General features: G+C 32.8%; 13 protein-coding genes. 6 read left to right on the top strand and 7 right to left on the bottom strand.

Features of this window, described 5'->3' with window-relative positions; genetic code table 11:
* The first annotated feature begins 24 nt into the window (after positions 1-24).
* Entirely contained in the window at positions 25-990 is a 966-nt protein-coding gene (locus WDZ98_RS00975; RefSeq protein WP_368058510.1) for an ABC transporter ATP-binding protein, read from the top strand.
* On the opposite strand, the gene WDZ98_RS00970 is transcribed toward WDZ98_RS00975, so the two are convergent.
* Both WDZ98_RS00970 and WDZ98_RS00965 read right to left on the bottom strand, forming a co-directional pair.
* A complete protein-coding gene (locus tag WDZ98_RS00970) occupies positions 987-4,511 on the bottom strand; it encodes a chromosome segregation SMC family protein (RefSeq protein WP_368058512.1) in 3,525 nt (1,174 codons plus the stop codon). The two genes, WDZ98_RS00975 and WDZ98_RS00970, sit on opposite strands and share 4 nt — an antisense overlap.
* A 634-nt stretch (positions 4,512-5,145) precedes the next feature.
* Positions 5,146-6,240: an inositol-3-phosphate synthase gene (locus WDZ98_RS00965; protein ID WP_368058514.1), complete on the bottom strand. Its 1,095-nt coding sequence runs from the start codon at positions 6,238-6,240 to the stop codon at positions 5,146-5,148.
* Between the two features lie 105 nt (positions 6,241-6,345).
* Here WDZ98_RS00965 and WDZ98_RS00960 point away from each other — a divergent pair, with 105 nt between their 5' ends.
* The 4 genes from WDZ98_RS00960 to WDZ98_RS00945 are packed head-to-tail and all read left to right on the top strand — an operon-like array spanning position 6,346 to position 8,708.
* Positions 6,346-7,287, top strand: a complete 942-nt coding sequence (locus WDZ98_RS00960) for a deoxyhypusine synthase (RefSeq protein ID WP_368058660.1) — start codon at positions 6,346-6,348, stop codon at positions 7,285-7,287.
* Between the two features lie 43 nt (positions 7,288-7,330).
* Entirely contained in the window at positions 7,331-8,041 is a 711-nt protein-coding gene (locus tag WDZ98_RS00955; protein ID WP_368058516.1) for a proteasome assembly chaperone family protein, read from the top strand.
* Positions 8,042-8,088: 47 nt separating this feature from the next.
* Positions 8,089-8,253 carry a hypothetical protein gene (locus WDZ98_RS00950; protein ID WP_368058518.1) on the top strand — a complete coding sequence of 55 codons (165 nt, stop codon included), beginning with the start codon at positions 8,089-8,091 and terminating at the stop codon, positions 8,251-8,253.
* Positions 8,254-8,258: 5 nt separating this feature from the next.
* Entirely contained in the window at positions 8,259-8,708 is a 450-nt protein-coding gene (locus WDZ98_RS00945; RefSeq protein ID WP_368058520.1) for a LysE family transporter, read from the top strand.
* A gap of 216 nt (positions 8,709-8,924) precedes the next feature.
* Here the strand turns inward: WDZ98_RS00945 and WDZ98_RS00940 are convergent, their stop codons facing one another.
* Positions 8,925-9,185, bottom strand: coding sequence for a DNA-binding protein (locus WDZ98_RS00940; RefSeq protein ID WP_368058662.1), 261 nt, complete (start codon positions 9,183-9,185; stop codon positions 8,925-8,927).
* 265 nt (positions 9,186-9,450) lie between these two features.
* Positions 9,451-9,690, bottom strand: coding sequence for a hypothetical protein (locus tag WDZ98_RS00935; RefSeq protein WP_368058522.1), 240 nt, complete (start codon positions 9,688-9,690; stop codon positions 9,451-9,453).
* A 73-nt stretch (positions 9,691-9,763) separates the two neighbouring features.
* On the opposite strand from WDZ98_RS00935, the gene dinB reads away from it, so the two are divergent.
* Positions 9,764-10,858 (top strand): DNA polymerase IV, encoded by a 1,095-nt coding sequence (dinB, locus tag WDZ98_RS00930; RefSeq protein ID WP_368058524.1) that lies wholly within the window; start codon positions 9,764-9,766, stop codon positions 10,856-10,858.
* 12 nt (positions 10,859-10,870) lie between these two features.
* Here the strand turns inward: dinB and artG are convergent, their stop codons facing one another.
* The 3 genes from artG to WDZ98_RS00915 form a co-directional block, all read right to left on the bottom strand.
* Positions 10,871-11,788, bottom strand: a complete 918-nt coding sequence (artG, locus tag WDZ98_RS00925; RefSeq protein WP_368058526.1) for a thaumarchaeosortase — start codon at positions 11,786-11,788, stop codon at positions 10,871-10,873.
* Positions 11,789-12,026: 238 nt separating this feature from the next.
* Positions 12,027-12,506, bottom strand: coding sequence for a hypothetical protein (locus WDZ98_RS00920; RefSeq protein ID WP_368058528.1), 480 nt, complete (start codon positions 12,504-12,506; stop codon positions 12,027-12,029).
* The gene (locus WDZ98_RS00915; protein WP_368058530.1) at positions 12,507-13,166 is read right to left on the bottom strand and encodes a DsbA family protein; all 660 of its coding nucleotides are present in this window, start codon (positions 13,164-13,166) and stop codon (positions 12,507-12,509) included.
* Positions 13,167-13,499: the final 333 nt, after the last annotated feature.

Genomic DNA, 13,499 nt, shown 5'->3' with positions numbered 1-13,499 from the left:
TACTTCCTTATTCAACAATATTTTGTGAGTGAGGTACTAAGAGTAGAACATCTGAAAAAATATTTTGTAAAAAAAGGAATGTTTGGATCAAAATCAGCAACGGTAAAAGCAGTAGATGATGTATCATTTACACTAAGAAAAGGCGAAGTTTTAGTTTTAGCAGGAGAGTCAGGTTCTGGAAAATCCACGATTGCAAAAATGATTTTAAAATCGATTCAAGCAGATGCTGGAAAAATATTTTTTGAAGAACAAGAAATTAATGATGAAAAAAAGAACTTGGAAAAAATTAGAATGAATTGCCAAATGATTCATCAAGATCCATATGACTCGATAAATCCACGAATGCGGATTGGGGATATAGTGTCAGAACCACTGGAAATACATAAAATTGGAAACAAAGAAGAAAGATCTAGAAGAGTAATAGAAGTATTACAAGAAGTAAAATTAGAACCTGCCAAAGAGATCATTAAAAAGTACCCACACATGTTATCTGGAGGACAAAGACAAAGAGTAGTACTGGCACGAGCACTTGTATTGAAACCAAAAATTATTCTTGCTGATGAACCAGTTTCAATGTTAGATGTTTCAATTAGAGCAGAGATGCTTGAATTAATGCAAGAATTGCAAAAAAAATACGAAATATCATTTATTTACATCACACATGATTTGGCAACAGCCAGATATTTTGGCCAGAGAATGGCAATTTTGTATCTAGGCAAAATTGTAGAGATTGGGTTGATTAATCAAGTTTTAGCAAACCCACGACACCCATATACTCAAGCATTAATTGATGCAATTTTAGAGCCAAATCCTGAAAATCTACACAGGGAGAGAAAAATTAGGATTAATGAACCTAAGAATATTGATGTGTATCAAGGATGTAGGTTTAGAGCCCGTTGCCCTTATGTCATAGAGAAATGTAACAAAGAGCCAGACTTAGAAAAGATCAATGAGGAACATTATTGTGCATGCTATGTAACATTAGATTAGGAAGTTCTCACAGAAGGCATTCGTTTATCTTTGTAAGTTACAACATGTGAAACTCCATTCTTTGGAAATACACCGTAAATCAATTTTGCTTTTTGAATAACAGAATCTTTCAAAGAAACCATAATGAATTGACTCTCTTTAGATCTTTCTTCTAATATTTTAGCAAGTCTTTCAGAGTTAGGAGCATCAAGGTGTGCATCGACCTCATCAAACAAATAGAAAGGAGATGGTTTTAGTTTTTGCAGAGCTAAAACAAATACAATTGCTGCTAAGGTCTTCTCACCACCACTAATTGATGTGGATTCTCTTTTTGGTTTATTTGGAAATTGGATTAAATACGATATTCCTGAATTAAATATATCATCTTCATTTTGTAGTTCTAACCAAGCATTTCCTTCAGTCATTTTATTGAAAATTAAACGAATTTCCTTATCGACTTTATCAAATGCATCCAAAAATGTTTGACGTTTATCTTTTTCAATATCTTCAATGAATTTTACAATAGAATTTCTTTCTGCTTCAAGAGAATTCTTCCTAGTAGACATTGAACGATATCCATAAGATACTTCCAAATAGGTTTCAGGAGCTTTTGCGTTTAATGCATTAAGAGATGCTAATTCGCTAGAAAGTCCTTGTACAATTGATTCGACGTCAAATGTCTCCATATTTTTGTTGAATCCAAATGCAGATAGAATTTGTTGTAATTTGGCTTCATTTTCAATTAAATCATGCAGATCACGATTAAGAGAATCTGATTGACGTTCCAAGATACTGATTTGTTTGGTAAGTTCTTTGTCTTTTTCAGATAAGATTTTTAGTTTGTCATCAAATTCTTTGAGATGCCCAATAGAAGAACCAGAAGTTGAAATCAATTCTTGTTCTCTTTCTCTCAAAGTTACGAGAATTGTACTTTTAGATTCTTTTTGTTTTTCTAATTCTTGAATTTTTGTTTCTAATTCCTGATATTCTAAATGTAGTGAATTTTCTTCATCTTTAAGACGATTAGATTGAGATTGTTCTCGGTTATCTTGAGTTTGAAGCGTTGTAAGTTGTGAAGATTTGTCACGATATTCATTCATGATTGTAGTGTATAATTTTTCAATTTCAGATTTTTTGACATTGATTCTCGATAATTCATTTGCAATTCGATCTTGTTCCCCACTAGCATAATTTTCTTCAACGATGGTGATTCGTTGTTGTAATGATTCAACATGAGAATCAGATGTGCTAACTTCAGATTCAATGACATTATTTCTTGCAGTTAATTTAGAAATTCTTTGTGTTAATTGTTCTTTCATGTTCAAAGCAGATGTGATCCTGGAGTTGAGATTAGAATAATTCTCATTTGTTGAGGTAAGAGAAGTTTTGGATATTGAAAGTCTGTCTTCATATGATTGAATTGAATCTTCCAATTTTTTTAGAGAGAATTTTTTCTTTAACAGGTATTTTTTAATTATACTGATAGATTGGAACAATCCGTCAATGTCACTGCTCATTGAAATGAGTTTTGTGAGTTTTGAGATTTTGGAGTTGATATCAATAACAACTGTGCCACCTTTTGCTTCAAAATATTCTCCATCCAAAGTGACTGATTTGTAGCCTAATTGAGATACATTATAGGCAGATTCCCTATTCTCAGTGAGCACAATATTTCCAAATAGGAATGTTTTGAGAGAAGCGTATACAGGGTCACATGTCACATAATTTGCAAGAATTCCAATGACGCCAGATTCCTTAGGTAACGTAAGTTTGAATTGAGGAATTGCATCTAGAGGAATAATCTTTAGTTTTGGAAGTTTTTTACTTCGAGCAACTTCTGCAATTCCAAGCAGAGTTGCAAAGTCTTTGACTACAATTGCTTTAATCCAATCAGAACTTACTGCCAAAATAGAACGTTCGTATTGTTTATCCCAGGAAATCATTTCATAGACTAATCCTTCAATGCCAAGTTTTTCTGCATCCTCTTTTAGTTTAGCAACAGTGTAATCTTCATGCATGAATCCTTTCACTGTTTTTATTTTTGATTCATATTGGTTTGCTGCTTTACTTGATTTTTCTAAAATTAATCCTAATTCATCCATATCATTATGAATTTTGGACTTTCTAACATGTAATTTTTCAATTCTAGATTTTAATTCAGAGATAGATGCAGTGTGATTGTTCAACATGGATTTTAGTTGAGATTGATAACCAGTTAATTGCTCTACATCTTGTTCTAGTTCTTTAAATTTTGCAGTGTTTGTGTTAATTTTAATTAATGATTCTTCTTTTTCATTTTGAATTTTAGATAGTTTTAGTTTTGCATCATTGAGTTGACTAGTGAGAGATTTTATTTTATTGTCAATTTCAGATTTTCTAGATGCAGCTTCTGACTGCTCAGTTAAAATTTTGTTTCTTTGTGAATCAATTATTTCCAAATCATCGTTGATTTTGTTTTTCTTTAAATTAGTTTCATCAATAGATTCTCTTATTTTTAGGATTTGTATATCAATATCACTTCTTGCTTTATCTATATCATCAAGTTCAGATTTAATTTGAGGTATTCTAGAATTAATTTGTTCTAATCTTTTCTTAGATGCGGATATCGCGCTATTGTCAATTTCATATTGTTCCATTGCTGAGCTGATTTCAACATCCAGTGAAGCTTTTGCCTGACTGTAATCATTAGCTTCTGCCATAAGTTTTGTTTTTTCTGTTTCAAGTGTATTAATCTCAGTTCTCAAAAGAACTCTTTCACTGTCAAAAGCAGTAATTTCGCCTGTTAGGTCAGCAAGAGTAGATTCTTTTGATGTTTTTTGGGCAGAAATAACCTTCATTTTATTTGCCGCAGCTATTGCCTTGTATCGATTTAACTCACGCTCCAAAATATCATGACGGAGTTTTTGATTTCGTTCTTCTTCAAGTTCATCGATTCTTTTTTTGATTTCGCCCATTTTTGCAAGTGCGATTTCCAATCTTCTATCAGCTTCATCTAATTGCTTTACAGATTCTATTTTCTTTTCATCAAAATATGACAAACCAATCAAATCTTCGATTGTTTTTCTTTTTTCTTCAGATGTAAACTCAGAAATTCTAGTAACAGTTCCTTGTTGAACGGCATTGAGTTGGCCTAAACCAGCATTTGCCATATCCAATAAATCTAGGATATTACTTCGATTTGTTTGCTTTTTGTTTAGATAGTATGTGTTCTCTCCGTTTGAATCCATTTCTCTTGTAATTTCTACAGCGTCAGAATCGACTGGAATTTTTCTATCAGAATTATCAAAATGAACGCTTGTTCTTGCTAATTTAGGACCACGTTGATTTCCTTCAATATCATGTATTAAAGATCGCAATTTATCAACTCGCATAATTTTGGGTTTGTTTTCACCCATTGCAAAAATAATTGCATCTAGGATGTTGCTCTTACCTGATCCATTTGGACCAGAGATCGATACCAAACCAGGTTCAAACAGAACTGTTGTGTTTTTGAATCCAAATGATTTGAAACCAAAGATCTCAACTTTTTTAACATGAACCAATAATAATAATTCCTCAACCCGTAGGATAATCGATGGTTAACAAGTTTAGTTGACATAATTGCATAATTTTTCTTGTTGTGTTATGATATTTTTCGTAGCGGTAAACTACAACGTAAAATAATAGAAGATCGCGTTAACATGCCTATCTATAATTAGTGAACATGCATTTTAAATTCATGGTAAAGTTAGGAGTAATTCAAACTGCATCATACACAAATCAAGATGGATTTTACAAGTATCAAAAATTCTAAAGAAACTAGGAAGATATGATGCAGAGCCTACGCCTGTAAGTTTGGAGGCATAATTTGCTATGGCATGGCATTCCGTAAAGTTGCAAATACATTAGCAAAAAAAGGAGCCCAAAGTACTATTCCCCCAGCACATAGTAAAGAAAGGAATTGAACTTGGTAGATAATGTTCAGGTCAGAGCACTCGAGAACAGAATACCAATCATAGCAGCAAATGTAGAAATCACAGATTTGGTGACAGTCTCATCGCAGATTTGCTTGAAAATAACATAGTTACGCCCAAAATCAGTAAATTAAATGAAGAGTGGAATATCCAATGAATTTACGTTAAACAGATATGAAAAAAGCAGAAAGTGCGATTTGTAGATTTGAATCAGTGTAGATAGTTATTCGCCTGCAACAAACTTTTCACATGCAGTTTTTGCTAGAACATCAGAAGTTTGCTCAATAGGATGTTTCATTAAATATGCACTAGCAGGTTTGATTGGACCGCCAATACCTCGATCAAGTGCAATTTTTGCCAAACGAATAGCATCAATTACAATTCCTGCAGAGTTAGCTTTGTCATCTACCTCTAAACGAACTTCCATATTATAAGGAATATTTGCCCATTGCCTACCTTCAATTCTCATAAACATGAGCTTCGTATTGCCTAAGAAGGGGATAAAATCAGAAGGACCAACATAAATTTGATCATCGGCCAATCTTTCTTTGAGTTGACTTTGAACACTTTCAGTTTTAGAAATTTTCTTGGAAACAAGTCTGTCTTGTTCCTTCATGTTAAGAAAGTCAGTATTGCCACCAACATTGATTTGGTATGTTTTTTCAATTTTTGTTCCTCTATCACTACATAATTTAGCTAAAGTTCTATGAACGATAGTTGCGCCAACTTGTCCTTTAATATCATCACCAATGCAAGGGATATTTTTTTCTTCGAATTTCTTTGCCCATTTTTCATCAGATGCAATAAAAGAAGGAATACAGTTTACAAACGCAGTGTTAGTATCAAGACAAATTTGAGCCCAAAACTCTGTTACTTTATCAGAACCAACAGGCAAATAAGATACAATGATTTCAACGCCAGTTTTTTTAAGAATTTGTTTTACTTCATCAGCAATTTGTTCAATAGTTTTAGTACTTGTGATAGGTTTGATTCTATTTTCTACCCATAGTCCGACTCCATCCAATATTGGACTTTCATAGACTCTGGCATCATTTTTTGGCAATTCGTCTTTAGGAATCCAATCAACCATGTTAGGAAATTCGTATATGGCTTCATGAAGAAGTTTACCTACTTTATTTTCACCAACATCAAAACCACAAACAAAATCAATATCATGAATTCCATATCCAGCTAATTTATCATGAATGATTCCAGTAACTTCTTGAGAAGGGTTTTTACGATAATATTCAATTCCTTGGATTAACCCTGAAAAACAATTTCCAATCCCTACTAGACCAACTTTAATTCTACCAGACATTTGAAATTTATTGTTAGGTAGGGAGGTTTAAAGTTTCCCTAGACAGTTAAGAGAATCGTTGTGTCGAAGGCAGAATTTTATACACCTACAACAGTAGACAAAATTATGATACAGCCTGGACGTCCAGTGAAAGACATAGAGATTGATTCAAACACATCAATTGAAAAAATTTTTGAAGAATTGTCACAGTCAGGAGGGTTTGAATCAGTAAATCTAGCAAACGGACTAGAGATTTTGACAGAGATGATTACAGACAAACAATGTCTAAGATTTGTCTCATTTGTAGGAGCAGTTGTATCAACAGGACTAAGAGGTATCATTAGAAATATGATCAAAAACAAATGGTTTGATGTAGCTATAACTACATGTGGGGCATTAGATCATGATATTGCAAGACACTTTTCAAATTACAAAGAAGGTTCTTTTACAATGGATGATATGGAATTAGCAAATCAAAACATCCACAGATTAGGAAACATACTTGTTCCAATGGACAGTTATGGGCCGCTCATTGAAGAAAAAATGCAGACATTTCTAGAAGAAGAATACAAAAGCGGGGTAAAAGAAATGACTACTGCCGAAATTTGTAAGATGATTGGAAAACATTTAGGAGAAGATTCATTTTTGTATTGGGCATACAAAAATGACATCAGCGTAGTAGTTCCAGGCATAATGGACGGTGCTGTAGGAAGTCAAATTTGGTTATTTACTCAAAAACATAATGATTTCAAACTTAACATGATAGGCGACGCCGACTTACTTTCAGGATTAATTTTCAAAGCTGAAAAATCAGGAGCGTTTATGATTGGAGGCGGAATTTCAAAACACCACACATTATGGTGGAATCAATACAGAGAAGGATTAGATTACGCATTTTACATCACTACGGCACAAGAATTTGATGGAAGTCTTAGTGGGGCATTAGTAAGAGAAGCAATATCGTGGGGAAAAGTAACACAGGTCGCAAAACAAGCAACGCTTCATGCAGAAGTTACAACAACATTACCATTCATTTATGCAGCTCTTATTTCCAAGGTACAAACATAGAATAGACAAAAGCTATTATTTGATTAAAATATAAAAAAATACATTGTTTCCTAAAATCAGAATCAGAGAATTAAAACCAATCAATTTAGAAGAAGGATATCTTATTGATGGATTTCCAACAGTTGGCTTTACCAGTGCAATTGCAACTGAATCTATGATTCATACATCGCAATTTGAATTAGCAGGAGTCATAGATTCGGAAAGTTTCCCACCCATCAGCATTGTGAAAAATGGTGAACCTAATTTTCCTACAAGAATTTTTGTGAATAACAATTTAAAAATTGGAATATTTTTGTCATATCTTACATTAGACCAATCATTACACAAAGTAACAGCTAAAACAATGTTAGACTGGTCAAAAAAACACAAAGTTGGATTGATAGTTAGCAGTATTGCAATAAAATCAACGTCAGGAGATGAAGAGGTGATAGGTATCGGAAGTACAGAATCTGCAAGAAACAAAATCAAAGAAGCAGGTTTGAAAGTTTTGGATCATGGAATAATTCCAGGAATTCCAGGAATGTTATTGAATGAGGGAAGTATATCAAAACAAGACGTAGTGGTGATAATTTTTCACACAGACGGAAATGGTCCGGATTTTAAATCAAGTACACATCTTTGTATGGCAATGTCTAAATTAATTCCAGGGGCATCATGTAATATTCAATCATTACAAAAAGAAGCTGAGAAAGCAGAAATAATGATCAAAGAAACACAAGAGGAATCAAAACGTCTTGATTCTATGTATATGTAGAAAAGATAACATGTTTATTTTATTCATAAAATAAAATCAAAGCCAGAATGAATCAGATTCTAGAATTTGGAGTATTAGTGATTATAATTTCAGCATCAGGAGTTATGGCGCCAGGACCACTTTTTACAGCAAACATAGTACATGGGTTACAAGGTGGTGTAAAATCAGGAATCAAAATGGCAATTGGCCATACGATTGTAGAATACCACTGATAATTTTGCTAGGGCTTGGAGTGTTTTCTTTAGAAATATTACCAGAATTTAGAACAATAATTTCATTTTTTGGAGCAATTACGCTTTTTGTGTTTGCAGCTTTACAAATGAAAAAAATATTACAAAATAAAAAAACACAGTCTATAAAACTAATACAAGGTCCATTGATCACAGGTATTGCACTAAGTGCATTGAACCCATTTTTCATCATATGGTGGTTAACTATAGGATTCAAATTGATTTCAGACGCAATGTCAATTTGGGCATTTACCGGAATAGTGATTGTGTTTGGATTACACATATGGATGGATTTTGCATGGTTAGGAGGAACCTCATTTTTTGCTTCAAAAAGTAGACAAATTATTTCTAATAGGAACTACAAAATTCTGATGATAGGATTAAGTTTAGCGCTAATTTATTTTGGGATTACATTCTTAGTAGATATTGTTCCTTAACCACAATCTAAAATTTCTAGAGGGGATTCACATTTATCGTTGAACACATCAATCTTTTCCATAATAATCTCACAAAATTCAGGATCTAAAGATTGTTCATAAGAAGATATATCATTAAGAATTAAAATACGTTCAAACTTACAAGAATCATTAACAAACAAGACAAATAAAATTACAACCAATATTCCAAACATCAGTAAAATTAAATTTCTTAAACTAGTTTTTTGAAATATCAATTTCCATTGTGGAAACATTACGTTGTTTGCCATCCTGAGAAGTTAAAGAATCAGAAGAAATTCTTACATCACTTACTACATAGCCTACAGAATTCATTCGTTTAACTATCATTTGGGATACATCAACAGCTTGAGTGATTCTTTTTCCCCTAGCTTTGATTGTAACTGTAGGTCTTGTTGAAAGCTGAGTTAATGTTGCTGAAACATAAGTCATTATTGGTTTAGTGCCAACAAAAATCACATCACGTTCTTCTGTAGAATGTGGTGAATCAGAAAAATAATTCTTATCAGTATGTTTTGAAGAGGTCGCAGTAACAGGTTCTGGTGTTGGTTCAGGTTCTGGTGTTGGTTCAGGTTCTGGTGTTGGTTCAGGTTCTGGTGTTGGTTCAGGATTAACTCTAGATCCAAATTCAGATAAAATATCTTCTGCGTCTTTTGATTTTTTAGTATCGGCCAATTTTAGATTCCTAGTATAGCAAATTGCTCTCTCGCTTTTATTTAATTTTTCAGGTCTTTCCTTTCAAATAGTCATCAAATAATTTTTCAAGATCGTCATCATTACCACATTTTCGAATTTTCTCGACTAGATCCTGTTCTTCAATTTCATAACAATTTAGAACATCCTGAGAGTCTTTGAAAACCAACATGGCTTTGTTTTTAAAAATACAGTGATAGAGTTTTTCTTTTTCCATTTTTTCAGGTTTTAGGTTCATACCATTTTCATCCACAGATATGGGCCATTCCATAAAATACTCAACAACCATCAATTATTTAGATGAATACACAATATTGTAATAGCCAAAATAGATAAGAAAAGCATTGGAAACAAGAATAGTTTTCCACATAGATTTTGATTATTTTTATGCGCAATGTGAAGAAGCGAGATCACCAGAACTAAAATCAAAACCAGTATGTGTTTGTGTTTTCTCAGATAGAGGAGGAGATAGCGGAGCTATCGCAACTGCAAATTATACAGCAAGAAAATATGGGGTAAAATCAGGAATTCCAATTGCATTTGCAAAAAAAAGACTCGAAGAAAGACGAGATGCAATTTTTTTACCAGTGGACTTTGATTTCTATTCTGAAATATCTGAAAAAGCCATGAAAATAATGAAAAATAATGCAGACATTTTTGAATATGTGGGACGAGATGAAGCATATTTGGATGTGACACAACGTGTTGAAGGAAGCTTTGAAAGAGCTAGTCATCTAGCACAACAAATAAAAAATTCTATAAGAGATAAAATAAAGCTCAGTTGTTCAATAGGAATTTCACCAAATAAATTAATTTCAAAGATAGCATCTGATTTTCAAAAACCAGATGGACTTACAGTTGTTCCGTCAGATAGAGTTGAGATGTTTTTAGAACCGTTAAAAATTAGAGTCATTCCAGGTATTGGAAAAAAAACTGAAGCAAGATTTTCAGAGATGGGTTTAGAAACAATTCAAGATTTAAAAAAATTAGATATTTTTACTTTAAACAAAGAATTCGGTAGAAAAAACGGAGCTTACATCTACAATGCAGCAAGAGGAATAGACAATGAACCAGTCAAAGAAAGAGAGGCCAGCATACAATATAGTAAAATTACAACATTGAAGAAAGATTCAAAAGATTATGAATTTCTATCTGAAAATATTTTGGAATTATGTAAAGAGATTCACGACATAGTTAAAAAAAATAACATAATGTTCAGATCAGTTGGAATACATTTTGTTCAATCAGATTTATCAAATAAATCAAAATCAAAAATGTTAAGAAACCCAACTGAAAGTATAGAAGAATTACAAAAAAATGCAATACAACTACTAAAAGAAGCTTTAGAGAATCAAACAATTACAATCAGAAGACTAGGAGTAAAAGTATCAGAATTATCAGAAATTCAAGGACAGAAAGACATTACATCATATTTTTAGATTGGTTTCAGATTATTGCTCTAATTTTTTGAGACGCCTTGATTCTATAATAATTACAATTAAAATGAAAGCAAATAGCCACGGTAAAAACATTATTTCACCTGCAATTTTGTGATATTCCTCCCATGCCACAGGATCAGTGGTCACTTTTAGAGCATACCAAGATAACGAGAAAATTCGTATTAGATTGACAGTGATAGTTCCAATAATTCCTAAAACAAAATAAATTGATTTTCTAGTTCGTGTGATGTTTAATTTTAACATGAATGCTCCAATCACCAATGAAAAAATAATAATACTGTGAACCCCAGCTGATGGCCAGAACACTTGAAGAGCCATCGAACCATGCTCACCACGTAAAAACATGACATTATCTCTACCGACTGCAGTTCCAAGATCAAGTACTGTGATCAACCAAACGTTTGCTTGAACAAAGTAAGGTACAACATATTGTAATGGACCAAGTGTATCGTATGGAAAAAATGCATCTAATGAAAGAATTATTGCAGTACCAGTTAGAAATATAGGGCCTGCAGGAGCAATTCTAATCCATCTCTTTCCAAAGAAAATACTCAAAGATGCAACAACAAAAATTGCCATTACAATAAAATCCCACATCCAAGTCCACGAATAGATTAACTGCACATCAAACATTTCTGCAGACGCAATAATGTAATCTCGTAGACCATATTCTAACGATAGTAAATACAAAATTGTTGCAAATGCCATTGGAATTACAGTTAATAGTCGTTTCTTGGAAATGACGATTTTTAGTCCAATGAGTTCAGCAACAACAAAAATTAGTGCGAAAAAATAACCTCCCCTACCTTCATTCCAGCTCCATGCGATTGAATCAGGAAATGCTATAATTGCAAAAAGAATTGGGCTAGAAATAATTAAAATTCCAAAAATCAAATTCCAATTCTGCATAATACTGAATCAAAAAAAGGCAAATAAATATCCCAACTTTACATATTTTGAAAAGTCAAATCACAATACAAGTACGTAAAATTAATCTTCAGCATCCTCTATTTCTTCTGCTTCAGGATCTCGTCTACTAGGTCTGATTGGGACATAAATGAACGTCATGATAATTCTTCAAAAGCCTACAAAATACATTTCAAGGTTACAAAAATTTGCCTAAATAGTGATTTCTAATACATTAAGATCAAGAGTTAAGTTTACACTCAATTTTGAGGGATTTGAGGGTTGTAAAATAAGTCAAAACAAGAATCCCAATTGCAACTATTCGGATTGGGATCTCATAATTAGTCAGAAACGCACTTGCAGTTGCACCAACAGAACCAAAAGTAGAGATCACTGCAAATCCAACAGGGCCACAACTACATGCACCTGCAGCAGCACCAATTACAGACCCAACAATCCCCCCACTCATTTTTTGTTTTGATTTTTTGAGAATAGTTATTCGAAATACATTCATTGGTAAAACTAATGCAGACAGTGCAGAAATTATGACAATCAAAACAAATCCAAATTCAGTTCCAGAAGGAAGATGACTAACGACATAAGGTTCTAGAAAAATATATTCAGATAAAATTAACAATCCGAACAACATGGAAATAAAAATAATGATGGCCATTAGAAAATATTTTGTATTTGAAAATACAAATTTTACAGTAGAAGTCATCTAAACCATAGTATCCAGTATTTGTTTAAACACTGAAAATGGTTGTGCACCACCAAGTTGCTCTTGTCCTTCAGAACTTACAATGATGAAGCCAGGAGTGCCACGTACACCGTGTTCTTTTGCTTGTTGAATATTATACTGTACACGTTTTGAGTATTTTCCAGAATCAAGACAACTATCAAACAAATCCATGTCAAGACCCAGATTGAATGCAAATGCTTTTAGTCGTTCAACGTTTGCCCATCCGCCATCAATTTGAGGTTCTTGAGACGTGTAAAGAATGTCATGATACTCCCAATACATTTCTTGATCTTCAGCACAGTATGACGCTTGTGCTGCTTTGGAAGAATCCTTTCCCAAAAATGCTAAATCAACAAAAACAAGATTGACTTTTCCAGTTTCAATGTAATCACGATGTATTGCAGGTTTGGTATTATGAAACCAATTATAGCATTGATGACATTGATAATCACCAAATTCAACAATTGTAACTGGAGCATTTGGATCACCTAGAATTGGAGAGCCCATTGAGGTGGAAACAGTTCCATGAGTTCTACTCATGTCAAGATTAACAGTTTCAGAAGATGAGGATAACGAGGTGGCAATACCAGCAATAATTGCAATAACAATTACCCCAATGAGTACGCCTATTTTATTCATAATTCAAAACAAGGAGAGTTGGTTAAAAAAACTTATTCCAAATTACGCGAGGATTTTCGTTTAAACAAATTTGTAAATTTTGCAATAGCGGTATCAATCGGACATATTTCACAAGCAATGTTCAATGAATGGCTATCAAGGTGTTTTTCAAATTTTTCTCTGGAATTAAAAACAAGATCACATTTTTCACAATAAACTTTCATTACATTGTTTTTGGTGGATTTTCTCACAAATGTTTTTTATAATTATAGCTTATAAAGATCCTGTTGAAAATCAAGACGCATATAAAATCATAGATAAATGTGTGATAGGTTTTTTGTTTTTACAATAGAA

This window comes from Candidatus Nitrosopumilus sp., assembly GCF_040878665.1.
Classification (GTDB): Archaea; Thermoproteota; Nitrososphaeria; order Nitrososphaerales; family Nitrosopumilaceae; genus Nitrosopumilus.
The sequence above is the reverse complement of the archived record's forward strand: the minus strand, read 5'-3'. Positions and strand labels throughout refer to the sequence as shown.

Excerpts from the sequence above, each read along its gene's own strand:
- WDZ98_RS00965 (WP_368058514.1), bottom strand. The coding sequence starts at position 6,240 with ATGTCTGGTAGAATTAAAGTTGGTCTAGTAGGGATTGGAAATTGTTTT.
- WDZ98_RS00960 (WP_368058660.1), top strand. The coding sequence starts at position 6,346 with ATGATACAGCCTGGACGTCCAGTGAAAGACATAGAGATTGATTCAAAC.
- WDZ98_RS00950 (WP_368058518.1), top strand. The coding sequence starts at position 8,089 with ATGAATCAGATTCTAGAATTTGGAGTATTAGTGATTATAATTTCAGCA.
- WDZ98_RS00935 (WP_368058522.1), bottom strand. The coding sequence starts at position 9,690 with ATGGAATGGCCCATATCTGTGGATGAAAATGGTATGAACCTAAAACCT.
- artG (WP_368058526.1), bottom strand. The coding sequence starts at position 11,788 with ATGCAGAATTGGAATTTGATTTTTGGAATTTTAATTATTTCTAGCCCA.
- WDZ98_RS00920 (WP_368058528.1), bottom strand. The coding sequence starts at position 12,506 with ATGACTTCTACTGTAAAATTTGTATTTTCAAATACAAAATATTTTCTA.
- WDZ98_RS00915 (WP_368058530.1), bottom strand. The coding sequence starts at position 13,166 with ATGAATAAAATAGGCGTACTCATTGGGGTAATTGTTATTGCAATTATT.